The sequence below is a fragment of the Pseudomonas sp. FG43 genome (assembly GCF_057809175.1).
Map to the genome: position 1 here is coordinate 124,854 of NZ_JBMDJL010000013.1, position 25,736 is coordinate 150,589.

The 25,736-nt window shown below is 58.5% G+C and carries 22 protein-coding genes; 5 read left to right on the plus strand and 17 right to left on the minus strand.

Annotation, left to right across the window (positions count from 1 at the left end):
• Window positions 1–90: 90 nt before the first annotated feature.
• The 3 genes from rpsO to ACODS3_RS16675 all read left to right on the plus strand — a co-directional run bounded on the left by rpsO (window position 91) and on the right by ACODS3_RS16675 (window position 3,280).
• Window positions 91–360: a 30S ribosomal protein S15 gene (gene rpsO / locus ACODS3_RS16665; protein WP_002555121.1), complete on the plus strand. Its 270-nt coding sequence runs from the start codon at window positions 91–93 to the stop codon at window positions 358–360.
• 172 nt (window positions 361–532) lie between these two features.
• Entirely contained in the window at window positions 533–2,638 is a 2,106-nt protein-coding gene (gene pnp, locus ACODS3_RS16670; RefSeq protein ID WP_201020538.1) for a polyribonucleotide nucleotidyltransferase, read from the plus strand.
• 291 nt (window positions 2,639–2,929) lie between these two features.
• A complete protein-coding gene (locus tag ACODS3_RS16675; protein ID WP_201020537.1) occupies window positions 2,930–3,280 on the plus strand; it encodes a BON domain-containing protein in 351 nt (116 codons plus the stop codon).
• 140 nt (window positions 3,281–3,420) lie between these two features.
• Here ACODS3_RS16675 and ACODS3_RS16680 read toward each other — a convergent pair whose 3' ends face one another.
• From ACODS3_RS16680 to dksA, 16 genes are all read right to left on the minus strand, one after another.
• A complete protein-coding gene (locus ACODS3_RS16680) occupies window positions 3,421–3,747 on the minus strand; it encodes a DUF2845 domain-containing protein (protein ID WP_489035322.1) in 327 nt (108 codons plus the stop codon).
• 5 nt (window positions 3,748–3,752) lie between these two features.
• On the minus strand, window positions 3,753–6,761 hold the full coding sequence (locus tag ACODS3_RS16685) for a DUF748 domain-containing protein (protein ID WP_489035324.1): 3,009 nt from the start codon (window positions 6,759–6,761) through the stop codon (window positions 3,753–3,755).
• A gap of 60 nt (window positions 6,762–6,821) precedes the next feature.
• The gene (locus ACODS3_RS16690) at window positions 6,822–7,838 is read right to left on the minus strand and encodes a class I SAM-dependent rRNA methyltransferase (RefSeq protein ID WP_489035326.1); all 1,017 of its coding nucleotides are present in this window, start codon (window positions 7,836–7,838) and stop codon (window positions 6,822–6,824) included.
• 109 nt (window positions 7,839–7,947) lie between these two features.
• Window positions 7,948–9,126 carry an acetyl-CoA C-acetyltransferase gene (locus ACODS3_RS16695; protein WP_489035328.1) on the minus strand — a complete coding sequence of 393 codons (1,179 nt, stop codon included), beginning with the start codon at window positions 9,124–9,126 and terminating at the stop codon, window positions 7,948–7,950.
• Window positions 9,127–9,240: 114 nt separating this feature from the next.
• Window positions 9,241–10,110 carry an oxygenase MpaB family protein gene (locus tag ACODS3_RS16700; protein ID WP_489035330.1) on the minus strand — a complete coding sequence of 290 codons (870 nt, stop codon included), beginning with the start codon at window positions 10,108–10,110 and terminating at the stop codon, window positions 9,241–9,243.
• A gap of 194 nt (window positions 10,111–10,304) precedes the next feature.
• Window positions 10,305–11,969, minus strand: a complete 1,665-nt coding sequence (gene pgi, locus ACODS3_RS16705; protein ID WP_201005496.1) for a glucose-6-phosphate isomerase — start codon at window positions 11,967–11,969, stop codon at window positions 10,305–10,307.
• Window positions 11,970–12,157: 188 nt separating this feature from the next.
• Window positions 12,158–12,538, minus strand: a complete 381-nt coding sequence (gene panD / locus ACODS3_RS16710; protein WP_201020532.1) for an aspartate 1-decarboxylase — start codon at window positions 12,536–12,538, stop codon at window positions 12,158–12,160.
• Between the two features lie 7 nt (window positions 12,539–12,545).
• A complete protein-coding gene (panC, locus tag ACODS3_RS16715; protein ID WP_489035332.1) occupies window positions 12,546–13,394 on the minus strand; it encodes a pantoate--beta-alanine ligase in 849 nt (282 codons plus the stop codon).
• The gene (panB, locus tag ACODS3_RS16720; protein WP_489035334.1) at window positions 13,391–14,191 is read right to left on the minus strand and encodes a 3-methyl-2-oxobutanoate hydroxymethyltransferase; all 801 of its coding nucleotides are present in this window, start codon (window positions 14,189–14,191) and stop codon (window positions 13,391–13,393) included. The genes panC and panB overlap by 4 nt, the downstream gene beginning before the upstream one ends.
• Window positions 14,192–14,414: 223 nt before the next feature.
• Window positions 14,415–14,918, minus strand: a complete 504-nt coding sequence (folK, locus tag ACODS3_RS16725) for a 2-amino-4-hydroxy-6-hydroxymethyldihydropteridine diphosphokinase (protein ID WP_489035336.1) — start codon at window positions 14,916–14,918, stop codon at window positions 14,415–14,417.
• Window positions 14,911–16,311 (minus strand): polynucleotide adenylyltransferase PcnB, encoded by a 1,401-nt coding sequence (locus ACODS3_RS16730; RefSeq protein ID WP_201020528.1) that lies wholly within the window; start codon window positions 16,309–16,311, stop codon window positions 14,911–14,913. The genes folK and ACODS3_RS16730 overlap by 8 nt, the downstream gene beginning before the upstream one ends.
• Window positions 16,312–17,001: 690 nt before the next feature.
• Window positions 17,002–18,429: a sigma-54-dependent transcriptional regulator gene (locus ACODS3_RS16735; RefSeq protein ID WP_489035338.1), complete on the minus strand. Its 1,428-nt coding sequence runs from the start codon at window positions 18,427–18,429 to the stop codon at window positions 17,002–17,004.
• A 22-nt stretch (window positions 18,430–18,451) separates the two neighbouring features.
• Window positions 18,452–21,406: a sensor histidine kinase gene (locus tag ACODS3_RS16740; RefSeq protein WP_201005484.1), complete on the minus strand. Its 2,955-nt coding sequence runs from the start codon at window positions 21,404–21,406 to the stop codon at window positions 18,452–18,454.
• Window positions 21,390–21,566 carry a hypothetical protein gene (locus tag ACODS3_RS16745; RefSeq protein ID WP_002552060.1) on the minus strand — a complete coding sequence of 59 codons (177 nt, stop codon included), beginning with the start codon at window positions 21,564–21,566 and terminating at the stop codon, window positions 21,390–21,392. Before ACODS3_RS16745 ends, ACODS3_RS16740 begins: the two co-directional genes overlap by 17 nt.
• Window positions 21,567–21,655: 89 nt before the next feature.
• Complete coding sequence (gene gluQRS, locus ACODS3_RS16750) at window positions 21,656–22,543, minus strand: tRNA glutamyl-Q(34) synthetase GluQRS (RefSeq protein WP_201020526.1); 888 nt, start codon at window positions 22,541–22,543, stop codon at window positions 21,656–21,658.
• A gap of 80 nt (window positions 22,544–22,623) precedes the next feature.
• A complete protein-coding gene (dksA, locus tag ACODS3_RS16755; protein WP_117166288.1) occupies window positions 22,624–23,064 on the minus strand; it encodes an RNA polymerase-binding protein DksA in 441 nt (146 codons plus the stop codon).
• A 338-nt stretch (window positions 23,065–23,402) separates the two neighbouring features.
• Between dksA and ACODS3_RS16760 the strand changes: the two genes are divergently transcribed.
• Together ACODS3_RS16760 and sfsA are read left to right on the plus strand one after the other, a co-directional pair.
• A complete protein-coding gene (locus tag ACODS3_RS16760; RefSeq protein WP_489035343.1) occupies window positions 23,403–24,575 on the plus strand; it encodes a pyridoxal phosphate-dependent aminotransferase in 1,173 nt (390 codons plus the stop codon).
• Complete coding sequence (gene sfsA, locus ACODS3_RS16765; RefSeq protein WP_489035345.1) at window positions 24,575–25,288, plus strand: DNA/RNA nuclease SfsA; 714 nt, start codon at window positions 24,575–24,577, stop codon at window positions 25,286–25,288. The genes ACODS3_RS16760 and sfsA overlap by 1 nt, the downstream gene beginning before the upstream one ends.
• A gap of 1 nt (window position 25,289) precedes the next feature.
• Here the strand turns inward: sfsA and ACODS3_RS16770 are convergent, their stop codons facing one another.
• Window positions 25,290–25,622 (minus strand): Rieske (2Fe-2S) protein, encoded by a 333-nt coding sequence (locus tag ACODS3_RS16770; RefSeq protein ID WP_201020523.1) that lies wholly within the window; start codon window positions 25,620–25,622, stop codon window positions 25,290–25,292.
• Between the last annotated feature and the right edge of the window lie 114 nt (window positions 25,623–25,736).

A 25,736-nucleotide genomic window follows, 5' to 3' on the forward strand; every position in this document is an offset into this window, starting at 1 on the left:
GTCACATCTCATTTTTTAATACGGGGTTTGTCCCCGGCCTGTTGGAACCGTCTTCCCCGGAAGCGGCTCCTTTACTGAAGGATTGCCCACATGGCACTCAGCGTTGAAGAAAAAGCTCAGATCGTAACCGACTACCAGCAAGCTGTTGGTGACACTGGTTCGCCAGAAGTGCAAGTTGCACTGCTGACCGCCAACATCAACAAACTGCAAGGCCACTTCAAGGCCAACGGTAAGGACCACCACTCGCGTCGTGGTCTGATCCGTATGGTAAACCAGCGTCGCAAGCTGCTGGATTACCTGAAAGGTAAGGACGTTAGCCGTTACAGCGCCCTGATCGGTCGTCTGGGTCTGCGTCGCTAATAACGACGTTGCGAGAGGTTGGTTGTCTGTCACGATTCATCGGTATACCGATGGTTCTGGCAGGCTTCCAGCCTCTAGTTTTATCTGGACTGCCGAAGGGGCCGATTCCCCTCGCTGCCCAAGAATTCGCAAGAAACCAGTTCCCCAAGAGCCACAGAAAAGGTAGGAAACCGTGAACCCGGTAATCAAGAAATTTCAGTTCGGTCAATCGACCGTAACCCTGGAGACTGGCCGCATCGCCCGTCAGGCTTCCGGCGCAGTATTGGTCACCGTTGACGATGACGTCAGCGTATTGGTGACAGTGGTCGGCGCCAAGAACGCCGATGCAAGCAAAGGCTTCTTCCCGCTGTCCGTGCACTATCAGGAAAAAACCTACGCTGCCGGCAAGATCCCTGGTGGTTTCTTCAAGCGTGAAGGTCGTCCTTCCGAGAAAGAAACCCTGACTTCGCGTCTGATCGACCGTCCGATTCGTCCGTTGTTTCCAGAAGGCTTCATGAACGAAGTGCAGGTTGTCTGCACCGTGGTTTCCACCAGCAAGAAAACCGATCCGGACATCGCTGCGATGATCGGTACTTCGGCTGCCCTGGCCATCTCCGGCATTCCGTTCGACGGCCCTGTCGGCGCTGCCCGTGTTGCTTTCCACGAAAGCACCGGCTACCTGCTGAACCCGACTTACGAGCAACTGCAGGCTTCGAGCCTGGACATGGTTGTAGCCGGTACTTCCGAAGCCGTTCTGATGGTTGAGTCCGAAGCCCGTGAGCTGACCGAAGACCAGATGCTGGGTGCCGTTCTGTTCGCCCACGACGAATTCCAGGTCGTGATCAATGCCGTCAAGGAGCTGGCCGCCGAAGCCGCCAAGCCTGTCTGGGACTGGCAGCCAAAGCCTGAAGCCACTGACCTGCTGGGCGCGATCCGTTCCGAGTTCGGCGACGCGATCTCCCAGGCTTACACCATCACTGTCAAAGCCGACCGCTATGCGCGTCTGGGCGAGCTGCGTGACCAGGTCGTTGCCAAGCTGGCTGTTGAAGAAGGCAGCCCGTCTGCCGGTGAAGTCAAAGCCGCTTTCGGTGAAATCGAATACCGCACCGTGCGTGAGAACATCGTCAACGGCAAGCCTCGTATCGATGGCCGTGACACCCGCACCGTTCGTCCTCTGAACATCGAAGTGGGCGTTCTGCCGAAGACTCACGGTTCTGCACTGTTCACCCGTGGCGAAACCCAGGCTCTGGTCGTCGCTACTCTGGGTACTGCGCGTGACGCACAGCTGCTGGACACCCTTGAAGGCGAGAAGAAAGACCCCTTCATGCTGCACTACAACTTCCCTCCGTTCTCGGTAGGCGAGTGTGGCCGCATGGGTGGCGCTGGTCGTCGTGAAATCGGTCACGGCCGTCTGGCTCGTCGCAGCGTTCAGGCCATGCTGCCTGAGACTGACGTGTTCCCGTACACCATCCGTGTCGTATCGGAAATCACCGAGTCCAACGGTTCCAGCTCCATGGCTTCGGTCTGCGGTGCTTCCCTGGCTCTGATGGATGCCGGTGTGCCGATGAAGGCTCCTGTTGCCGGTATCGCCATGGGTCTGGTCAAGGAAGGCGAGAAATTCGCAGTTCTGACCGACATCCTGGGTGATGAAGATCACCTGGGCGACATGGACTTCAAGGTAGCCGGTACCTCCAAAGGTGTTACCGCGCTGCAGATGGACATCAAGATCAAAGGCATCACCGAAGAAATCATGGAGATCGCCCTGGGCCAGGCCCTGGAAGCTCGCCTGAACATCCTCGGCCAGATGAACCAGATCATTGGTCAGTCGCGTACCGAACTGTCGGCCAACGCTCCGACCATGATCGCCATGAAGATCGACACCGACAAGATCCGTGACGTCATCGGTAAAGGCGGCGCGACCATCCGTGCAATCTGTGAAGAGACCAAGGCTTCGATCGACATCGAAGACGACGGCTCGATCAAGATCTTCGGCGAAACCAAGGAAGCGGCTGAAGCAGCACGTCAGCGCGTTCTGGGTATCACCGCCGAGGCGGAAATCGGCAAGATCTACGTCGGTAAGGTTGAGCGTATCGTCGACTTCGGCGCATTCGTGAACATCCTGCCTGGCAAGGACGGTCTGGTTCACATCTCCATGCTGAGCGATGCTCGCGTAGAGAAAGTGACCGATATCCTGAAAGAAGGTCAGGAAGTTGAAGTTCTGGTACTGGACGTGGACAACCGCGGCCGTATCAAGCTGTCGATCAAAGACGTAGCCGCTGCAAAAGCGTCGGGCGTTTGATAGCTCGATAGGCTTCGCCAAAGAAAGGATCCTTCGGGATCCTTTTTTTATGAGCGTAAATAACGGCTTACGCAAAGCCTCTCAAAACGCCCGACGGGAACATGCATCTTGCAAGTGAGGTTTTTGGTCGAACGGGCAATCTGCACGATCGTGCAAAATAGATAAAAATATAACTCATTGAATTTAAACGATTTTATTTCTTGTGGCAGATTGGCACACCCCTTGCGATATACCTGATAACCCTGCAGCCAACGATGTGCTGCAGTTTCTGAGAAAAACAGGAGTTATCGTATGAAGAAGTTCGCTATCGCTGCTGCCACTGCAACTGCCCTGACTCTGACCATGGCTAACGCTGCATTCGCTCAGACCAACACCCAGGCTCCAATGATGCTGGCTGCCGGTGAAGTGACTGAGGCCAAGGAAGCGACTACCGATACCTGGATCACCACCAAGGTCAAAGCTGACTTGCTGACTGAAAAAGGCATCCCAGGCTCGGACATCAAGGTTGAAACCAACAAAGGCGTGGTTTCCCTGTCCTCCACCGTCGCGGTGACTGAAGCCCAGAAGAAAACTGCTGTGGCTATCACCAAGAAAATCAAAGGCGTTCAGGCTGTTTCGGCCGATGGCCTGAAGGCTGAATAACCCTTTGAAATGAGCATCTGACGTCGAGCCGATGACCCCGCAGGTTGTCGGCTGACAGGAAGTTCATGCGAGAGGCTACAAGGATGTGGCCATTACAGGCCCCGGTGTTCGCACTGGGGCCTGTTCTATTTTTCTGCCGCTCAATGTCCGCGTTTGCTGTCGATCCTGACCAGACGACCACCCTCGAAACGCAGGTATCGATACATCCCGTTATCGGGGCCGTAGACCCATTCCTCGACTCTCACTTCCTCGGACCTGCGGTAGTTGCTGCTGTAGGTTTCCTTGCTGCCCACAACTTCCTGGCTGACAGGTGCTCCGCACTTCTGCTGAACCTCGAAGATACGGTCCCCCGTACTGATCAACTGGCTGCCGCAACGCAAGGTCGAAGCCTGTGCGCTTGTCGCCGCCAGCGCTCCAGAGAGCGCCAGCAGGATGAAGCCGGCAAGTCTGATCGGGGTTCTCTTCAAGTCGTTTACTCGCTGTCCAGATGAAGTGGGCTGATAACCCGGCCATCTGCTTGCGCCTGACCCAGGTGTGCATCGACGAAATAGATACGTTCGTCTTCCAGTTGCCCCTTCTGTACCAGATAGTCCTTGATACTGCCAGCCCGGTCCTGACCCAGTTCACGCAACAGGACCTCGTTGCCGCTCCAGAACTTGAGCACTGCGGCACGCATTCTGTTCAGGCGCTCTTCCTTGCCCAGGTCCGTCCACTCTGCCGGTGGCTGCTGCTTGAGGCGGGCGCGATAGATGCCTTCGAGCATCGGGCCTTTCTCGTCGTCAGGGACTTGCAACAAGGCGGCTCTGGCCGGGACCTTGTCGCCACGGCGCTGCATGATCTTGTAGTAAGTGAACTGGTATTCACGCTCCAGGCGCTGCTGGGCGATCAGTGGGCCGTCGCTGCTGGCCGCGCTGGTGCCTTCGATCTCCAGGCGCAGGGCAGGGCGCTCCCTGAGTGCTGCTGCAAGTGTATCCAGAGCTTTTGTGGCGTCACTGCTCAACTCGCTGGAACCGGGCGCGAAACTCACATTGCCCAAATCTTCAGAGCCACCACCGCTGACCAGGCCGCCTAATAACTTGAAGGGCGCCTGGGCCGCGCGCAGCACAAGATTACGCAGGGTTTGCCAGACAATCGGCATGACGCTGAATTGCGGGTTGTTCAGGTCACCTTCGACCGGCAGCTCAAGTGCAATCCGGCCCTGAGTGTCCTTGAGCAAGGCGACCGCCAGACGAATCGGTAAGTCCACCGCGTCGGGGCTGTCGACTTTCTCGCCCAGTTGCAACTGCTCGACGAGCACCTTGTTTTCGGCCTTCAGCTTGCCCTGGGTGATCAGGTAATGCAGATCGAGATTAAGGCGGCCCTTGCGGATTCGGAACCCGGCGAACTTCCCGGAGTAGGGCGTCAGTGTGGTCAGCTCTACACGCTTGAAGCTGGTGGCGATATCGAGGCTGGCCATCGGATCGAACGGGTTGAGGCTGCCCTTGATGGTGACCGGGGCATAACGGTCCACCTTGCCCTCGACATTGACCGGTGCCGGTTTGGCCTGACGGTTATCGATGGTGCCAATACGGCCATTGAGCTGCTGCACGGCGGTGATGAAGTTGGGTGTCAGGGTAAAGTCGGCGAAGTTGGCCGAACCGTCCTTGATGTTGACCTCGCCGATATGAATACCCAGCGGTTTTTCATTGCCAGCTGTTTTGGGCGAGTCTTTGGCAGGCTGCTTGTCGGCAGGCTGGGGAATAAGCAGGTCGTCGATATTGGTGGTCCGGTCGTCATTGATCATGAAGCGTGCATAAGGCTGCTCCAGATTGACCTGGGTAATCGACAGGTTGTCGCCATGTTGATAGTTCAGGCCTTCAACCTCCAGGCGCTGCCACTTCATGAAGTCGCGCTGCTTGAGGGTGTCGAGCGTGTGCAGTTGATTGACCTGAGCCTTGCCGGTAACCCCCAGCGCCAGAGGCTCGGTACTTTTCAGGTCGAGCGCAATATCGCTGTCCAGCATCCCGCTGCGCATTTCCAGGCGAATGAACGGGCTGATATAGGCTTGAGCGAGACGCAGGTCGATGTCCCGTGTCGTGACCTTCAGGCGTGCGCTGACCGGGCTGAGATTGACGTCGCCCGCTGCTGTCAGCTTGCCTTGCTTGCCTAGCCCGGTATCGAGTTTGAGGGTAAAGGGCGATTTGTTCAGGCTGTCGAAGTTCTGCAGGTCCAGATTCAAGGGGCCGACGTCCAGTGCAACCGCTTCTGCAGGCACTCGGTCAGCCAGATGAACCTGATAGTCGCGCAGTTGCACGTCTCGTAGCAGCACCTGCCAGGGTTTCGCCGGAGGCGCGGGGCGAGCGGCAGTCTGGGGTTGGGCATCGGCGGAAAAGGCAGGCTCGGCAGCCTTGGCATCGATTTCCGGTTTTTTCGGTGCTGGTTTTGCCGGTTGGCTGGCAAACAGCTTCTGCCAGTCCAGTTGGCCATCCGCTTCACGGGCCGCCCAGGTTTCCAGCTTGTTGCTGCGGATCTTGCCGACAGTGACAAGCTGCTTGGCCAGATCCACCGAAGTCTCGCTGACCTCCAGACGCTGCAGGCGTACCAGTGGCCTCCCGTCAGGCGCATCGAGCGAGAACGGCGCGATGCTGGCCGCTGCGTTGCTGAGCTTGAGTTCGGTTTCCTTGCTCAGGTCGAGCGTGTAGGCGGTACTGAAGTTCAGCACACCGTCTTTCAATACGAGTGGCAGGGCATCGCGAACATACGGCCACCAGAGTTTCATCTTGCTGTCGGTGACTTTGAGCGTGCCCTCGGAGGTGATCGGCACGAGGCTGATGCGCCCCACCCAGTCGATCTGGCCGCCATCGGGGCCAGCGGCGACCAGTGTCATGTCTGCGTTGTCTTCAGGGAGCGTGCTGAGGTTCTTCAGCTCCAGGTTCAGCTTGTCGTAAAGGAACTCAATGGGCTCGCCGGGGCGCATGTCCTGAAAGTGTACATAGCCGTCGGCCAGCTTTATTTCATCGATACGCAGCGGGAAGGGTTTGCTTGCGGGCTCATCCTTGGCGGGTTCACTGGGCGGCAGCTTGAACAGTTGCGCCAGATTCAACTGGCCGGCCTTGTCGAACAGCAGCTCGGTTCTCGGAGTGCTCAGCTCTACCTTTTGCAGATGCAGCGCACCGCTCCAGAGGCTGTCGATCTGCAGGTTGGCATACAGCTTCTCGAAGGCAATCTGCTCTTTGCCTGGAATGCCGATGTTCAGGCCCCAGAGAGTCAGTTCAAGGCTGTAGGGATTGAGTTCCAGGCGTTCGAGCTTTGCCGGAACGGTGGAGTAGTTGCTCAACTGCTGGTTGGCGATACGCAGGGCAATGCCGGGCAGAATGAAAAAGCCCAGCAGGCTGTAAAGCACGAATACAGCCAGCAAAGTGCCAAGAGTACGTTTCAATCCTTTGGACATGTGGGGCTTTGTCTCTTTCTTTCGGAGCTCCTTGGAGTATGGCACGCCCATTGGGTTCAAAAGGCAAAGCCTCCCAGCGTCGTAGGAAATTTCCTTTAATACGAGGCGATATCAGAACTGCAGAATCAGCGTTTTGAGCGGAGGCTGATTGTCCTGTGAAGGGAAGTCTGCGGCAGGCTGAATGACCTGACAGTCACGTACCGGTCGGCCAGCTTTGGTTGCGCAACGCAGAACCTGCTCTCGCCAATCGTCCATGCTGACTTTTGCCAGGTTGTTGCAGCAGATCAGTACACCGTCTTCGGCTGTGCTCAGGAGTGCCGGTTTGAGCAGGCTCTGGTAGTCACGCAGGAGGTCGACCGTGCCGAAGGCGCTTTTCGCCCAGGCTGGCGGGTCGAGCAGCACCAGATCGTACTGACGTTGTTCAAGTCTTGTGTAGGCTGGAAGTTTTTGCCCGCGACGGGCACTGACCGGCAAGCCTGCCAGTTGCCGAATGGCCGGGAAATAATCCGACTGGATGAATTGCATCGGCGGCAAGTGCGGGTTGAGTGCTCCGTTTTCACGGCCCACGGCCAGATTGCTCTCGGCAAAGTCCAGATTGCAGACTTCACTCGCGCCACCGGCAGCAGCGCTCAAGCCGACGCCGCAGGTGTAGGAAAACAGGTTCAATACACTTTTGCCCTTGCTGTGCGCCTTGACCCAGCCGCGTGTATTGCGCAGGTCGAGAAACAGCAGCGGGTCCTGCCCGGTATGACGGCCGCGCACCCGATATTTCAGGCCCCACTCGTGACCGATCAGGTCCTCCAGCGCGGCCTCTTGAGGCTTGTAGACCGGGTCCTGGCGGTCGATGCGCGAGTTGCCCTGCGAGCGGTCGTTATAGACCAGCAAGGTTTCCAGACCCAACCGGGCATTGACCAGTGCATGCAGCCCAAGCAACGAGTCCAGATCCAGCGTGTTATGAAAGCTTTGTACCAGCAGTTGCGGGCCATAGCGGTCGATGGTCAAGCCGCTGGCACCTTCCTGGCTGCCGTGAAACAGGCGATAGCAGTCCGTCCCTTGCTGATGTAGCTCGGCCAGCAGGTTTTGACGGTTATCGAGGGCGACGCTGAGCGCCTGATTCAAGGAAGACATGCAGAGCGCCTTGGGCTGGAATTAGGCGCGGGAGTTTACCAGTTACAGGGCGAGGAGAGATTGCCGATCGCTCCCACAGGCATGAGAGCGATCGGCCAGACACCATAAATCAGCGAGCCAGCGCCAGTGCGACACCCTGACCGCCGCCAATGCAGAGCGTAGCCAGCCCTTTTTTGGCGTCGCGCTTGATCATTTCATGCAACAGCGTCACCAGCACGCGGCAGCCAGATGCGCCGATGGGATGACCCAGGGCGATGGCGCCGCCATTGACGTTGACCTTGTTCAGATCCAGGCCCAGTTCCTTGGCAACCGATAGCGACTGCGCGGCAAACGCTTCGTTGGCTTCGATCAGGTCCAGCTCTTCCAGTGCCCAGCCAGCCTTGTCCAGGCAGCGGCGTGTCGCGCTGACCGGGCCGATGCCCATGATGGCCGGGTCTACACCAGCATTGGCATAGCCGGCTATGCGCGCCAGCACCGGCAACCCCAGTTGTTCGGCTTTGGCAGCGCTCATCAGCATCACGGCCGCTGCGCCATCATTGATAGACGAGGCATTGCCAGCGGTGACTGTGCCGTCTTTCTTGAAGGCGGCCTTGAGCTTGCCCAGGGATTCGGCGGTGGTGCCGGCGCGTGGCTGTTCATCGGTATCGAAGCGCAGTGGGTCGCCTTTGCGCTGCGGAATCAGGATCGGGGTGATTTCATCCACGAAACGCCCGGCTTCGATGGCCGCGACCGCGTGCTGTTGCGAAGTGGCCGCGAATTCATCCTGGGCCTGGCGGCTGATTTCGTATTTGTCGGCGAGGTTTTCGGCCGTGATCCCCATGTGGTAATCGTTGAAGGCGTCCCACAGGCCGTCGCTGATCATGGTGTCCACCAGAGAAGCGTGGCCCATGCGCAGACCGGTGCGTGCGCCGGGCATCACGTAATTGGCCAGGCTCATGTTCTCCTGGCCACCGGCAATGATGATTTCGGCATCACCACAACGAATCGCCTGGGTTGCCAGATGCAGAGCCTTGAGGCCGGAGCCGCAGACCTTGTTCAGGGTCATGGCAGGCACGGCAAACGGCAACCCGGCCTTGATCGCAGCCTGACGTGCAGGGTTCTGGCCTGCACCAGCGGTCAGCACCTGGCCCATGATGACTTCATCGATCTGCCCGCCATCCACACCGGTCCGGGTCAGGAGTTGGCGAATAACCGCAGCGCCCAGTTCCACAGCGGGCACGCTGGCCAGTGAGCCCTGAAAGCTGCCCACTGCAGTCCGGGTGGCGGCAACGATAACGACGTCTTGCATGGTGCTGATCCTCATTGTTATTGGGGCTGAGCCGGGTAGCGGCTCTGTGTGATCAATCGGCTCATGTTGGCACATCTGCAAACCGGGGTTCCAACCGAGAACCCGGCAGTCACCTTATCCTGGCGCCATTCTTCGCTGTGCCCGATGAATGGAGCCGTTGCGCACGGCCCAGCGCAGTATCGGGGCGCTGCCATTGACTCCGGCGCGAATCATCTTGCGTCGCAGAGGGCCTTGTTCGACATCGAGCATCTCGCAGGCCCAGAGTGGAAGCAGGTCGATCCCGGCTTGCATCATCAGGGCGCCGAATGGTTTGACCATCCAGTTGGGGGCCGGCTCGTTGAGCAACAGACGTATCACCTCGCGGCTGCGCTCGTCGCACAGCAGTTGCCCGCGTACGTTCTCCAGATAGCTGGCAATTTCCTGGCGTGAGCCGGGTACATCACGGGCGCCCAGGCGTTCGGCGATAAGGGCTGTTTCAGCGTAGTAGGTGTCTTGATCGGCCAGTGTCAGGCCAGGGTCGAGATAGCGCAGATGTGCCGCGAGAAAGCTGCTGACTTCCGCCACATGCACCCAGGTCAGCAGCTCGGGATCGCTGGCGGCGTAAGGTCGGCCATCAGGCGCGGTTCCGGTGATCTGTAGATGGATGGTGCGGACCTTTTCGATCAGCCAGTTCGCATCGTGGGTGGCGCCAAAGGTTGTGCCAGCCAGAAACTGACCGGTGCGACGTAACCGACCGAGCATGTCCTGTCGGAAGTTGGAGTGATCCCAGATGCCGGACAATGCCAGGGGATGAAGCGCCTGCAACATCAAGGCGCTGATGCCGCCGATCAGCATGCTGGTGAAGTCGCCATGCACACGCCAGCAAATGGCCTGCGGGCCGAACAGACCGGGATCGCCCTTGGGATTTTCCAGATCCAGTTGGCCCAATGACAATCCGGTCAGGCTGATGACCTGGGTTTCGATACGACGACGAATGAATTCCATGTGCTCTCGTTTTGAAACAACGGGCAGCTTCTACAGAGTAGGAGCCTTGTCGCCTGCAAGCTGCCTCCTACAAGTTTTGTATCGGCATTACAGAGCAGGAGCGAATTCATTCGCGAGAGGCCGTCACATCCGACAGATATCTGTCGTGTTCAATACCGTCATCGCAAATGAATCTGCCCCTGTTTCGATCTCGATCAGCCGCGATGACGCCCGCGGAAGTAGTTGATCAGGCCTTGAGTCGAAGCATCTTCGGCAGGGTCTTCGATACCGCCGGTCAGGCGCTGATAAACACCTTTGCCCAGCTCTTTACCCAGCTCGACGCCCCACTGGTCGAAGGCGTTGATGCCCCAGATCACGCTCTGCACGAAGACCTTGTGTTCATACATGGCCACCAGCGCACCCAGACGGCGTGGGCTGATGCGTTCAACCACCAGCGTGTTGCTCGGGCGGTTGCCCGGAATGACCTTGTGCGGCGCAATCTGCTGCACCTGATCTTCCGGCAGGCCTTTTTCACGCAGCTCGGCTTCGGCTTCGGCGCGGGTCTTGCCCAGCATCAGTGCCTGGCTTTGCGACAGGCAGTTGGCGTACAGCCACTGGTGATGGTCGGAAACCGGGTTGAAGCTGACGATCGGCACGATGAAGTCAGCCGGAATCAGTTGGGTGCCTTGGTGCAGCAACTGGTGGTAAGCGTGCTGACCATTGCAGCCGACGCCACCCCAGATGACCGGGCCGGTATCGGTGGAAACCGGAGTACCGTCCTGGCGCACGCTCTTGCCGTTGGATTCCATGTCCAGCTGTTGCAAGTGCTTGGTGATGTTGCGCAGGTAGTGGTCGTAAGGCAGGATCGCGTGGCTCTGCGAGCCCCAGAAATTGCCATACCAGACGCCCAGCAGTGCCAGCAGAACCGGCATGTTCTTTTCAAAAGGCGCGCTCTGGAAGTGCTGGTCCATGGTGTAGGCACCGGACAGCAATTCCTTGAAGTTGGACATGCCGATGGCCAGCGCGATAGGCAGGCCGATGGCCGACCACAGCGAGTAACGTCCGCCAACCCAGTCCCACATCGGGAAGATGTTCTCTTCACGGATACCGAAGGCCACCGCAGCAGCGTTGTTGCTCGATACCGCGATGAAGTGGCGATACAGCTCGGCCTCGGAGCCCCCTTGAGCCAGATACCAGGCGCGTGCTGCCTGAGCGTTCTTCAGGGTTTCCAGCGTATTGAAGGATTTCGACGACACGATGAACAGCGTGGTTTCGGCGCGAATCTTCATCGACAGTTCGTGGAATTCACTGCCGTCGATATTGGCCAGGTAATGGCAGCGCACGCCTTTGTGGGCGTACGACAAGAGTGCTTCGGAGACCAGCTCCGGGCCGAGGAACGAGCCACCGATACCGATGTTCACCACGTCGGTGATGGGTTTCTCGGTGTAGCCGCGCCAGAGGCCATCGTGAATGCGCCCGACTAGTTCGGTGATCTGGTTGAGGACTTTGTGGACTTCCGGCATCACGTTGACGCCGTTGACCAGCAACTTGTCGCCAACCGGGCGGCGCAGCGCGGTATGCAGGGCCGGACGACCTTCTGAAGAGTTGACCAGTTCGCCGTCGTACTGCGCTTTGATAGCTTCTTTCAGGCCGACTTCATTGGCCAGATTGACCAGCAAATCCTGGGTTTCGCCGGTAATCAGGTTTTTCGAGTAGTCGAGAAACAGGCCGCAACTGCTGAGGGTGAATTGGCTGAAGCGTTGCGGATCTGCATTGAACGCATCGCGCATGCTGAAATCCTGCATGGCTTGGCGGTGTTGACTCAGCGCTTGCCAGGCGGGCAGAGCGGTCACATCAGAAGGATTGCGGTAGTACGCCATCGCTGCGGGTTTCCTTTAACTTGAACTGCCTTGGAGGTTGAAAAGCCAGGTCGCAAACTCGAATGCTCGGCAACGTAACGGAGACTACCCTCCGCATGCCTGTTTGTCTGCGCTCTGTCTTACCTGAGCCCGGTACTATTTCACACATGTCAGTGACCGGGCTTTTAGCTATTCGGTGTATGGATTGCTTAAGCAACCTGTACCGGTATGGCATTACTTGTATGGCTAAGTTCATTGCCCGGCGCCATATAGAGCATGCGCGGCTTGAAATTGACCAGCTCGGCGTCGGAGTACTGAGCATAGGCGCAGATGATCACACGGTCGCCGACTTTTGCCTTGTGGGCCGCCGCGCCATTGACCGAAATCATGCGCGAACCTTCTTCGCCACGGATGGCGTAGGTGGTGAAACGCTCGCCATTGTCGATGTTGTAGATCTGGATCTGTTCGTACTCGCGAATGCCGGACAGGTCCAGCCACTCGCCATCGATGGCGCATGAGCCTTCGTAGTCGAGCACGGCGTGGGTGACTTCTGCGCGGTGCAGTTTGGCTTTGAGCATCACGGTTTGCATCTTGTTGTTATTCCTTGGTCAGGTGCAGATTGTCGATCAAGCGGGTCTTGCCCAGAAAGGCTGCAGCCAGAATGACCAGGTCCCGGTCTTGCCCGGTCGCAGGACGCAGGCTGGTCGCTTCGCGCACTTCCAGATAGTCGATACGGAAACCTTCGGCTTCCAGCGTCCTTTTGCCGATGTCGATCAGGACATTGATGTCTTCGTTGTTGCGAATGCCGTCGGCTACCGTACGGAGCACGCGATACAGCGCAGGCGCTTTGGCGCGTTGCTCTTCGCTCAGATAACCGTTACGCGATGACAGGGCCAGGCCATCGGCAGCGCGCACGGTCGGCTCGCCAATGATCTGGATCGGCATGTTCAGATCCCGGACCAGGGCACGAATCACAGCCAGTTGCTGGAAGTCTTTTTCGCCAAACACGGCCAGATCGGGCTGCACCATGTTGAACAGCTTGCTGACGACGGTGGCGACACCATCGAAATGGCCTGGACGGCTTGCACCGCACAGCCCTTCGGAAAGGTGCGGGACGCTGACCAGCGTCTGATCAGCCATGCCGTGCGGGTACATTTCTTCGACGCTGGGCGTGAACAGCAGGTTGCAACCTGCTTCCAGAAGTTTTTCCTGATCGGCAGCCAGAGTGCGCGGGTAACTCGCCAGGTCTTCGTTGGGGCCGAACTGCAACGGGTTGACGAAGATGGTGGCTACCACGAAGTCTGCACGCTGGGATGCACGAGTGACCAGTGCCGTATGCCCGCTGTGCAGGTTGCCCATCGTGGGCGTCAAGCCGATCCGTTTACCTTCGCTGCGGGCGCGAGCAACGGCTGCGCGCAGTTCCAGTACGGTTTTTACTGTGTTCATGCCGAGAATCCGTGTTCAGTTGCCGGGAAGCTGACGTTTTTCACTGCGCTGACGTAGGCCTGGATAGCGGACTGGATATCCGGCTGGCCGACCATGAAGTTCTTGACGAATTTCGGGACGCGACCGCTGATCGACAGGCCGAGCATGTCATGCAGCACCAGCACCTGGCCGTCGGTGGAGCTGCCAGCGCCTATGCCGATGACCGGGACTTTAACGGCCTGGGTGATTTCCTCGGCCAGTTCGCTCGGTACGCATTCCAGCAGGATCATGGCCGCACCGGCCTGCTCCAGAGTAATTGCGTCAGCGCGCATCTGGCGTGCCTGGGCTTCCAGGCGGCCCTGAACCTTGTAACCGCCCAGCACGTTCACAGCCTGCGGTGTCAGGCCCATGTGGGCACATACCGGAATCCCGCGTTCGGCGAGCAGGCGTATCGATTCGGCCAGCCACGCGGCACCTTCGACCTTGACCATGTGTGCGCCAGCCTGCATGAGTGCCGCGCTGTTGCTGAAGGTCTGCTCAAGGGTGGCGTTGGCCATGAACGGCAGGTCGGCGAGAATCAGCGCGCCCTGATTGCCGCGTTTGACGCAGGCAACGTGATAAGCCATTTCGGCAGTGGTAACAGGCAAGGTGCTGTCATGCCCTTGCAGGACCATGCCCAGCGAGTCGCCAACCAGCAACACTTCGACACCTGCCTGGCTGGCGGTGTGGGCGAAGGTCGCGTCGTAGCAGGTCAGCATGGTGATTTTTTCACCTTTCTGCTTGAGTGCCAGCAGCGACGTAACAGTTATATCAGGCATTTAAAGTCTCCATCAGGCGCTATGCACACTGCGGCGATTCATCTTGGAAAAGCAGGCACACCGTCGTGTCGCGGTGTTTCGCAAAGGCCTGTTTCACGCCCGTTCACCCGTGGGTTGGCGGCGGGAGGCCTATCTTCGTGAGGAGGGGGCATGAAGTCAATTGCAGGTGTTACCCGTTTTCATCATCGGTTACAGATGCGGCGTAACGGGTGACACAACAGCGTTACGCCTGAGCGGACAAACGCTCCAGACCCGCGAATGGACAGTCGGCCAATAACTGGCTCAGGGCGCGTCCGTCTGCCAGATGCAGTCGGGGGGCGAGTTCTGCCAAAGGGTAGAGCACGAAGGGCCGGGCGTGCATGTGATAGTGCGGCACTTTCAGGCGTGGCTCGTCGATAAGTCGCTCGCCGAACAGCAGGATATCCAGGTCCAGCGTGCGTGGCCCCCAGCGTTCATGGCGTTCGCGGCCTTGATCCAGCTCGATGCCTTGCAATGCATCGAGCAGTTCAAGCGGTGCCAGTGATGTATCCAGCGCTGCTACCGCATTGGTATAGCGGGGCTGGCCGGGCAGCAGGGAGTCGCTGACGTAAAAGGACGAGACGCCTGCCAGTTGGCTCTGTGGCAGTTGCGCTATTGCATCGAGGGCCTGACGCAATTGCTCGGCCGGGTCAGCAAGATTGCTGCCCAGGCCGATATAGACACGTTCGAGGGTCGACTGCTTACTCACCCGACGCCTCGGCGTCTGAGCGCTTGCGTTTGGCGCCGCTGCTGCGACGACGCTTGCGTGGACCGGTGCCGGCCGCTTCAGGCTTGTTGCTCAGGTCACGAATCATGTCGCGGCGTTCGCTGTCGTTGCTGTCCTGATAATCGGTCCACCACTCGCCCAGGCCGTCGGTCTGCTCGCCAGCGGTTTCGCGCAGCAGCAGGAAGTCGTAACCGGCACGGAAGCGCGGGTTGTCGAGCAGCAGGTCGGCGCGCTTGCCGGAGCGGCGCGGCAGACGTTCCTGCATGTCCCAGATCTCGCGGATCGGCATGGTGAAACGCTTGGGGATCGCGATGCGCTGGCATTGCTCGATGATCAGCTCGTGGGCGGCTTCCTGCATGGCAGCAATCGGCGGCATGCCGCGCTCTTGCAGGCGCAGTACCTTGGCTGGCAGTGCCGGCCAGAGCAGGGCAGCGAACAGGAATGCCGGAGTGACCGGCTTGTTCTGCTTGATGCGCAGGTCGGTGTTGATCAAGGCCTGGCTGATCAGGGTATGGGTGTAGGTCGGGTTGTATTCCAGGGCCTTGGAGCTGGCCGGGAACAGTGGCTCGAACAGCTCCAGGTCCACCAGCATTTCAAAGGTGGGCTCGGCGTGGCCGGATAGGAACAGCTTGAGCACTTCTTCAAACAGACGGGCCGACGGGATATCACGCAGCATCGGGGCCAGCGGGCGAATCGGCAGGGTGCTGTGTTTTTCGATGCCGAAATCCAGCTTGGCTGCGAAGCGCACGGCCCGCAGCATGCGCACCGGGTCTTCCTTGTAGCGTTGCTCCGGGTCGCCAATCAGGCGGATCAGGCGGTTGCGAATGTCGTGTACGCCGTTGGCGTAATCGAGAACCCGCTCGCTGACCGGATCGTAATACAGCGCGTTGATCGTGAAGTCACGGCGCTGGGCGTCTTCTTCCAGCGTGCCATAGACGTTGTCACGCAGGATGCGGCCGCTTTCATTGCGCGAAGACTGGTTGCTGTCCTCTTCGTCCTCATCCTGAGGATGATTGGCACGAAAGGTCGCGACTTCGATGATTTCCCGGCCAAAATGGATATGGACCAGCTTGAAGCGGCGGCCGATGATCCGGGCGTTACGGAATTCTGCACGTACCTGCTCGGGAGTGGCGCTGGTCGCCACGTCGAAGTCCTTTGGCTCGATATTGAGCATCAGGTCGCGTACACAACCGCCGACCAGATAGGCCTGGTAGCCAGCGTTTTGCAGGCGTTCGACGATATTGACGGCATGACGGCTGAACTGGCTGCGTTGCAGCGAGTGCTGGCTGCTATTGAGCACTTCAGGCGTGGTGCGCGTGTGTTGCTGCGGTTTACGCAGTGGGGAACGGAATGACTGGAACAGCTTCTTCAGCATGGGATGCACTGTTTGAAGGAATATTCGGCCAAAATGAAGAATGGCCGCACGATGGGCGGGGATTCTAGCATTTAGTCGGGGGATGGTGTAGGACGCTGCGCATCGGCATCAAGAGGAAGAGATGTAAAAGCTCTGGAAGCTACTGGGGGAGCCGAAGCTCCCCCAAAGTGCGTGCTCTTTATTTTTATTGTCTTTTTGGGCTTCTTGTTTTTGTTGAGTGCCCATTCACAGGGTTTCGCCTGTGAAATCTCCCAATCGGGAGTCAAGAGCAAACGGATTGCTTTGGTCGCTGCGTTGCAATGATCATTCGATCCAACCAGTTCAGGCGCTACCTAAGGGTAGTTTTTATTGTTCTCGGCCTGGTTGCGGGGCAAGCCCCAAATACAACTCCTCTCCAAAAGAATCAGTTAGCTGCGCCTCCGCCGTGTTGTTCTTGTTATGCGTGAGTCGATTCGTCTTATTTTTATTATGGGTGTCGTACTGCTTGTTGTTCTTCTTGTACTAAGCATATAGCAGAAGGTGTGCCAACTTTTGCTAACCCAGTAAAACCGGGGCTTTGCGGGTATCCGGCTTTTGGGTCAGGTACAAAAAAGCCGGGCTTCGTTACCGTAAGACCCGGCTTTTGTTACGGAGGAGGTACGAAGGTAACAGTTTTGTTAACTGACCTGCGCACCCCGACGCAGAGCCTTCTCAGGTTTCGTTGGCGACCCCTTTGCGGCGTGGAATGCCCAGGCGCTGGCGGCGTTCCCACAGGCATTTGCGGCTGACGCCCAGTTTGCGCGCCAGTTCGGTCTCGGTCATGTGGTCCTGATGCTCCAGAACGAAATGCTGGAAGTAGTCTTCCAGTGAGAGGTCTTCGGTAGGCTCGTTGTTGGTCGAGTTCGCGGAAGCGCTCAGTGGGGCCAGCCCCATGTATTCGTCTTCGTCCAGGCCGTCCAGTTCTATATCGATGCCCAGCAGGTCGGCAGAGATTTCCGGGCTTTCGCACAGGATCACCGAACGCTCCACTGCGTTTTCCAGTTCCCGCACGTTACCCGGCCAGCTGTAATGACGGATCGCCTGTTCAGCGTCGAGGGCAAACTTCAGGTCGTTGCGGCCGGCCTTGGCGCTCTGGCGTACCAGAAAGGCGCGGGCGATTTCGAGTACATCGTTACCGCGTTCGCGCAGTGCCGGCAGTTTCAGCGCAATCACGTGCAAGCGGTAATAAAGGTCTTCACGGAACTCGCCATTCTTGGCCAGGGTCTTGAGGTCCCGGTGGGTTGCGGCGATCAGGCGAACATCGACCTTCTGTGACTGCACGGAGCCCACGCGACGAATCTCGCCTTCCTGCAGTACCCGCAAGAGTCGGGCCTGCGCTTCCAGAGGCAGTTCGCCGATTTCATCGAGAAACAGGGTCCCGCCATCGGCGGCTTCCACCAGGCCTGCGCGACCTGCGCTGGCTCCGGTGAAGGCACCTTTTTCATGGCCGAAGAGTTCGGACTCGATCAGGGATTCGGGAATCGCTGCGCAGTTCACGGATATCATCGGTGCCTTGGCGCGGCGCGAAAGATTGTGCAGAGCGCGGGCGACCAGTTCCTTGCCGGTACCGGACTCGCCCTGGACCAGAACGTTGGAGTCGGTCGGCGCGACTTTACGGATCTTGCTGTAAAGATCGAGCATGGGCGGGCAGGAGCCGATGATGCCGATTTCGCCGTTGTGCGTGGCGCCCTTGTCGGCACCATTGGCTTTGGCGGGGGCACTGCGTTCTGCCTGCTGGCTTGAGCTGGTCTGGCGATCACGCAGGATACGTGCGACAGCCTGGAGCATTTCATCGTGGTCGAAGGGTTTGGCGATGTAATCCACTGCGCCCATTTTCATGGAATCAACGGCCGAGCGCAGGCTGGCATAGCTGGTCATGATAAGGACAGGCTTACCTTCGCCAAGCTTGATCAGTTCGGTGCCAGGAGCGCCAGGCAGTCGCAGGTCGCTGACGATCAGGTCAAACGACGAAATATTGAAACGCTCCTGAGCCTCGGGTACCGATCCTGCTTCGCTGACTTCGTACTGGTTGCGCTCAAGCAGACGACGCAGGGCAGAGCGGATAATGGTTTCGTCTTCGACGATCAAAATATGCGGCATCGATTCAGTTCTCTCGACGGTCTCAGTTCACGGCGGACGTCGCTTCGACATGGCGCGGCAAGGTTACCCTGATACGGGTGCCTCGTTGCTGCTCGGGGTCAGCCGGGCTGTCGATGGTGATTTGTCCATAATGCTCTTCAACGATGGAATAGACCAGTGCAAGACCTAGCCCGGTTCCTTCTCCCGGTTCCTTGGTCGTGAAGAATGGTTCAAACAATCGATCCATGATTGCCTTCGGAATTCCACTGCCTTCGTCTTCGACGATCAGATCTACAGTGTGTTCGGATGCTTCGCTCTTGACCCTGACAGCGCTGCCGGACGGCGAGGCGTCGCGGGCGTTGGAGAGCAGATTGATCAACACCTGTGCCAGCCGTTGCGGGTCGCCATCGACCTTGTGCTGAGGGTTGCACAGGTTATAGAACTGGACTTCGAAATTGCGGCGGTTCAGTGCCAGCAGACCAATGGCATCCTGAGCGACCTCGGCCAGACAGACGGCTTCGTCGTTATGCTGATGAGCGCCTGCGTGGGCGAAGCTCATCAAGGATTGCACGATGCGCGAGACACGCTTGGTCTGCTCAAGGATCTGACTGCTGATTTCCTTGATTTCACCGTCTTCCTCGCGCTCTTCGCGCAGGTTCTGCGCAAGGCAGGCGATGCCGGTGATCGGGTTGCCGATCTCATGGGCAACGCCGGCCGCCAGACGCCCGATACTTGCCAGTCGTTCCGAGTGGACCAGCTTGTCTTCCAGCATCTGGGTTTCGGTCAGGTCTTCGACCAGCACCACCAGGCCGCTGCTGCCGGGGGCCAGCGGCTCGTCGATAGCGGCCTTGTGCAGGTTGAGCCAGCGGGTCTGTCCGTCCAGAGCGAGCTTCTGCTTGTGCAAGTGCTCGTCCGGTACATTGATAAAGCCTGTCAGCAGGCCTTTCCATGGTTCTGTGATGGTTTCCAGGCGCGAGCCCACCACGCGCTGAGCGGCAATGCCGGTCAGCTCTTCCATGGCCCGGTTCCACATGAGGATTTCCTGATCCTTGGCCAGCGAGCAGACACCCATGGGCAGTTCCTGAAGGGTCTGACGGTGATAGCGGCGCAAGGCATCGAGTTCGGCGGCAAGGCCGGTCAGGCGCGAGTGATAGTCCTCAAGGCGGCTCTCGATGAAGTGAATGTCTTCAGTGACGTATTTCTCGCTGCCGGACTTGTAGGGCAGGAAGGTTTCCACCATGTCCTGGGCCACGCTTGGCCCCATCAGGCCGGACAGGTTGGCCTCGATTCGGTCGCGCAGACGGCGCAGGGCATAAGGGCGGCGCTCGTCAAACGGCAGATACAGATCGCGCAGCGCCTGCTCGACTTCCTTCTGCGCAGCCTTGGCACCCAGCGGCTTGGCCAGTTGAGTGGCGAATTCCTGTGGCGACACTGCATACAGCTCGCGGCGCTGCGGGCGACGTACATTGTCGACGGCACAGGCCTCGGCAGCACTGACTTCTTCGGGGCTAGCATTGGTGAACAGCGAAATCAGAGTGAACAACAGCACGTTGGCTGCCAGCGAGGCGATGGCCGCCATGTGCCAGCTTGTGTCATCCAGCACGTAGATCATGTTCAGCAGCGGAATATAGAAACCCTGCAGGTTACCGATCAGCGGTAACAGCATGCCCACAACCCAGACAGCCGTTCCGGCAAGCAGGCCAGCGATGAAACCGCGCCGGTTGGCGGTTGGCCAATACAGCACCGACAGCACACCGGGGAGAAATTGCAGGGTCGCAACGAAGGCGACGATGCCCAGGTTGGCCAGGTCCTGTTGCGCACCAAGCATCAGGTAGAAGCAATAGCCTGCGGTGATGATCGCCACGATCAGGCCGCGCCGGGTCCATTTCAGCCAGCGATAGATATTGCCTTCGGCCGGAGGCTGATAAAGCGGCAGCACCAGATGGTTGAGCGCCATACCCGAAAGCGCCAGGGTGGTGACGATAATCAGGCCGCTGGCAGCCGCCAGCCCGCCCACATACGCCAGCAAGGCCAGCGGCTTGCTGTTGGCGGCGATGCCGATCCCCAGGGTGAAATATTCAGGGCTGGTGGTGGCGCCCAGCTTGAGCCCGGCCCACAGAATCAGTGGCACAGCCAGACTGATCAGCAGCAGGAACAGCGGCAACCCCCAGCTGGCGCTGACCAACGAGCGCGGGTTGAGGTTTTCAGTGAAGGTCATGTGATACATGTGCGGCATCACGATGGCTGAAGCGAAAAACACTAACAGCAATGTGCGCCATGGACCTTCCTGCAACGGCGTATGCAACGAGGCCAGAGCCGTCTGGTTTTGCAGCAGCCAAAGCTCCAGGTTCTGCGGGCCGTCGAATACGCCATACAAGGCATAAAGCCCGACGCCGCCCAGGGCAATCAGCTTGATCAGTGACTCGAAAGCAACGGCGAACACCAGCCCTTCATGTTTTTCCCGCGTTGCGATATGCCGTGAGCCGAAGAAGATGGTGAAGAGCGTGATCAACGCACAGAACGCTACGGCGACCCGATCCTGTACCGGCTCACGGGTCAGGATGCTGATGGAATCGGCCACGGCCTGAATCTGCAATGCCAGAAGCGGCAGCACGCCAATCAGCATGAAAACCGTGGTCAGCGCGCCAGCCCAGGTGCTTCTGAAACGAAAGGCAAACAGGTCGGCCAGGGACGAAAGCTGGTAGGTGCGGGTGATCTTGAGAATGGGGTAAAGCAACACCGGGGCCAGCAGAAATGCCCCGGAAACCCCGAGGTAGCTGGACAGGAAGCCATAGCCATACTGATACGCCAGGCCGACAGAACCATAGAACGCCCATGCACTGGCATACACGCCCAGCGACAAGGTGTAGGTCAGGGGGTGACGAATGATCCAGCGTGGAATGACGCCACGTTCACTGATCCAGGCAATGCCGAACAGGAACAGCAGATATCCGGCGCTGACCAGCAGCATCTGCGTCAGGCTAAAGCTCATCGGCATCTCGCTGGCTCTGAAGAATGAAGGTCACCACAATCAGGATCAGCCACAGCATATAGGGGCGATACCAGGCACCTGTCGCGTCGATCCACCAGTCCATGATGGCCGGGGAGAAGAGGTAGATGCCTACTACCAGGAGTAAGACCAGCCGGTAAATATACATAGGGTCTCCCTAGTAAGGAGCGGCATGGTAACGGATGCCGTACAACCTGCAAGTCTACTTATGTACGAGTTTTCCGCGACCGCTCTAGCTCAGTCTATTCGGGCTTCCTCAATTGTGCTCGTGCGCGGTATTGCCGCTGCATCCCAGTGCGCGATGCCCCAGTCGAGCACTTCACGGGCGCTGCCGTAGACCAGGTCGCTGGTCGTGGGCTGGCCGAGCGCTCGTAATGCCCGCAGCAATAAAGGTGTCGCCTGATCGGCGGGCAGTGGTGGCGAGCGATAGGATTTGCCCAGCTTGTGGCCATCGGGCTGAGTGATCAGCGGCACATGCAGGTAACGCGGCTGCGGCAGCCCCAGCAACTCTTGAAGGTAGAGCTGGCGAGGCGTTGAGTCCAGCAAGTCGGCACCGCGCACGATATCGGTAACGCCCTGCCAGGCATCATCGATCACCACGGCCAGTTGATAGGCATACAGGCCGTCGCGCCGTCGAATGACAAAGTCCCCGGATTCGCGGCCCAGATGCTGCTTGAAGGCACCCTGCACCCGATCGATGAAGCGGTACTCCAGCTCCGGTACGCGGATACGTATCGCGGCATCTTCGGTTGCATGCCCGGCGTTGCGGCAAAAACCGGGGTAGATGCCCTCGAAACCTTCCAGTTGTTTGCGCGAACAGGTGCAGGCATATGCCAGGCCGTGACTGAACCAGCGATTCAGGACTTCGGCATAGGCATCATGGCGCAGGCTCTGGCGGACCAGTTCACCATCCCATTCAAAGCCGTAGCGCTCAAGGGTGTCGAGAATCGCAGCTTGCGCCCCGGCGACCTCCCGAGGCGGGTCCAGGTCTTCCATGCGCATCAACCATTTGCCGCCTGCGGCACGGGCGTCGAGATAGGACGCGAGCGCTGCGACCAATGAGCCGAAGTGCAGGTAACCGCTTGGAGTTGGCGCAAAGCGTCCGATGTAAACCGGGTTTTTCATGGTTGCATCCAAACCAGGAAGTGGACTCATGAAACCAAAAAAGACGCCGAAGCGTCTTTTTGTTCAAGGTGGTCGTCAGATCACTTGCCGACCTGTTTTTCCTTGATTTCTGCCAGTGTCTTGCAGTCGATGCAAAGGTCGGCAGTCGGGCGTGCTTCAAGGCGACGAAGGCCGATTTCCACACCGCAGGATTCACACCAGCCGTATTCTTCGTCCAGGATCAGTTGCAGCGTCTTGTCGATCTTCTTGATCAGCTTGCGCTCACGATCACGGGCACGAAGTTCCAGGCTGAATTCTTCTTCCTGACTGGCACGGTCTGCTGGGTCGGGGAAGTTTGCAGCTTCGTCCTTCATGTGGTCTACCGTGCGGTCGACCTCTTGCATCAGATCCTGTTTCCACTTGTTCAGGATCTTGGTGAAGTGCGCGCGCATGGGCTCGCCCATATACTCTTCACCCGCTTTTTCCACGTAGGGTTCAAAGCCGCTGATTAGATGATTCTGTTGCTTTTCTGGGGTGGGCATGTATGGACCGCCTCTCACTCTTCTAATCTATTGCGCAGGATTGTTCCATCACCGACCCCTGTCGGCCCTGCAGCTGCAAGCGGGCGAACTTACCAGATCAAATCGTGGTGCGCTACTCCCGGTTGTCGAGCATCGTCTCGCTTCTCTACAGAACAGGACGCTTGTAACGCAAGCACACAGTCATCAAGGCGTGCAGCTGTCCCGGTCTTTTTATTTTCTGTTCAACAAGTACTGGCGTTTCATGATTTAAAGTACGGCACGGCAAACGCTTGGTTAGAATCTAGCCGAATGGTCATGACCGTTATGTTTCTGATTCGTGTTTCATTTAAGGAAGAAAAATGGCCCAGCCTTACAGTGAGCGTAGTCGCGCCATCGAACCTTTTCATGTCATGGCGCTTTTGGCGCGGGCCAATGAGTTGCAGGCGGCGGGCCACGATGTCATTCATCTGGAGATCGGAGAGCCCGATTTCACCACGGCAGAGCCCATCATTGCGGCTGGGCAGGCGGCGCTTGCAGAGGGTAAAACCCGTTATACCGCAGCCCGCGGCCTGCCGGAGTTGCGCCAGGCTATCGCCGGTTTCTACGCTCAGCGCTATCGACTGGATATCGACCCGGAGCGGATTCTTGTCACGCCCGGTGGTTCAGGTGCATTGCTGCTGGCCAGCAGTCTTCTGGTCGATCCCGGCAAACACTGGTTGCTGGCCGATCCGGGTTATCCGTGCAATCGGCATTTTCTGCGTCTGGTGGAAGGCGCCGCGCAACTGGTGCCGGTCGGGCCGCAAGAGCGTTACCAATTGACTCCAGAACTGGTAGCGCAGCACTGGAATCAAGACAGCGTCGGTGCCTTGGTCGCATCCCCGGCCAACCCGACAGGCACGCTTCTGCATGTGGATGAGCTGGCCGCGTTGTCGCAGACGCTCAAGGCGCGCAACGGTCATCTGGTCGTGGATGAGATCTATCACGGACTGACTTACGGCGTTGACGCGAGCAGCGTGCTGGAAGTCGATAACGATGCGTTCGTCCTCAATAGTTTTTCAAAGTATTTCGGCATGACGGGCTGGCGTCTGGGGTGGCTGGTGGCGCCTCCCGAAGCCGTTGCCGATCTGGAGAAGCTGGCGCAGAACCTCTACATCAGCGCTCCGAGCATGGCCCAATATGCCGCGCTGGCCTGTTTCGAGCCGCAGACCATCGAGATTTTCGAGCAGCGCCGCGCCGAATTCGGTCGCCGCCGCGACTTCCTGCTGCCTGCCTTGCGCGAGCTGGGTTTCGGTATTGCGGTCGAGCCGCAAGGGGCTTTCTATCTGTATGCCGATATCAGCGCCTTCGGTGGCGATGCCTTTGAGTTTTGTCGGCACTTCCTTGAAACCGAGCACGTCGCGTTCACGCCTGGGCTGGATTTCGGACGCTTTCAGGCGGGGCATCATGTGCGCTTTGCTTATACCCAAAGCCTGCCAAGGCTTGAAGAGGCGGTCGAGCGGATTGCCCGTGGCTTGCGGAGCTGGAAAAGCTGATGCGTTTCTCTCCTGAACTTGAGCAAGGTCGCTTGCTGATTCGCTACAAACGCTTCCTGGCTGATATCGAGACCGATAGCGGCGAGTTGCTGACCATTCATTGCCCCAATACCGGCTCGATGCTCAATTGCATGCTGCCAGGAGGACGAGTCTGGTTCAGTCGCTCCAATGATCCCAAGCGCAAGCTGCCCGGGACTTGGGAGATCAGCGAAACGCCTCAGGGACGCATTGCCTGCATCAATACCGGGCGCGCCAATACGCTGGTCGAGGAAGCACTGCGCGCCGGGGTTATCATCGAACTCAATGGCTTTACGGCACTCAAGCGCGAGGTGGCTTACGGGCAGGAAAAAAGCCGGGTGGATTTTCGCCTCGAATACCCCGAAGGCTATGCCTATGTGGAGGTCAAGAGCGTCACGCTGGGCTTTGATGATTCAACTGTTGCGGCCTTTCCCGACGCGGTCACTCAGCGTGGTGCCCGGCATTTGCGTGAGCTGGCGGCACTGGCTCGCGATGGCGTGCGTGCCGTCTTGCTGTATTGCGTGAACCTCAGCGGCATAGATGCGGTTCGCCCGGCAGAGGAAATCGACCCGGCTTATGCCGCTGCGCTGCGTGAAGCTGTGGCGGCGGGTGTCGAGGTGTTGGCTTATGGGGTTCAACTGACGCCGGAAGAGGTACGCATCGACAGGCGTTTGCAGGTTCAGGGTTTGGGCTGAACTATTGCTCCTCATCCGGCAGCATGACCCAGATCCCTTCGGCGTCCTCCCGGCAGGCAATGGCGCTCAGCGATTGTCCTTCGCAAGGCCCCGCAACACATTCGCCATTCTCGACAAGAAACAGTGCGCCATGGCTGGCGCACTGGATCAGGCTGGCGCTGTCATCCAGAAACCGGTCCGCCTCCCACTCCAGCGCAATGCCGCGATGGGGGCAACGATTCCTGTAGACGAACACTTGACCCTGGCGACGTACTGCCAGCAGCTTCAGCCCACCACTTTCAAACCCGCGGCTTTCTGCCTCGGGAAGATCGGCTGCGGCACATAGACGCTTCATGAGGTTTTCCATTCGGTCTGATATTCAAACGCAAACTATCAATCAGCCGGGCCAGCGTTCGGATTGGTGACTACAGGGATGGGATTGTATATCACTGTACGGTTTTTCATTACG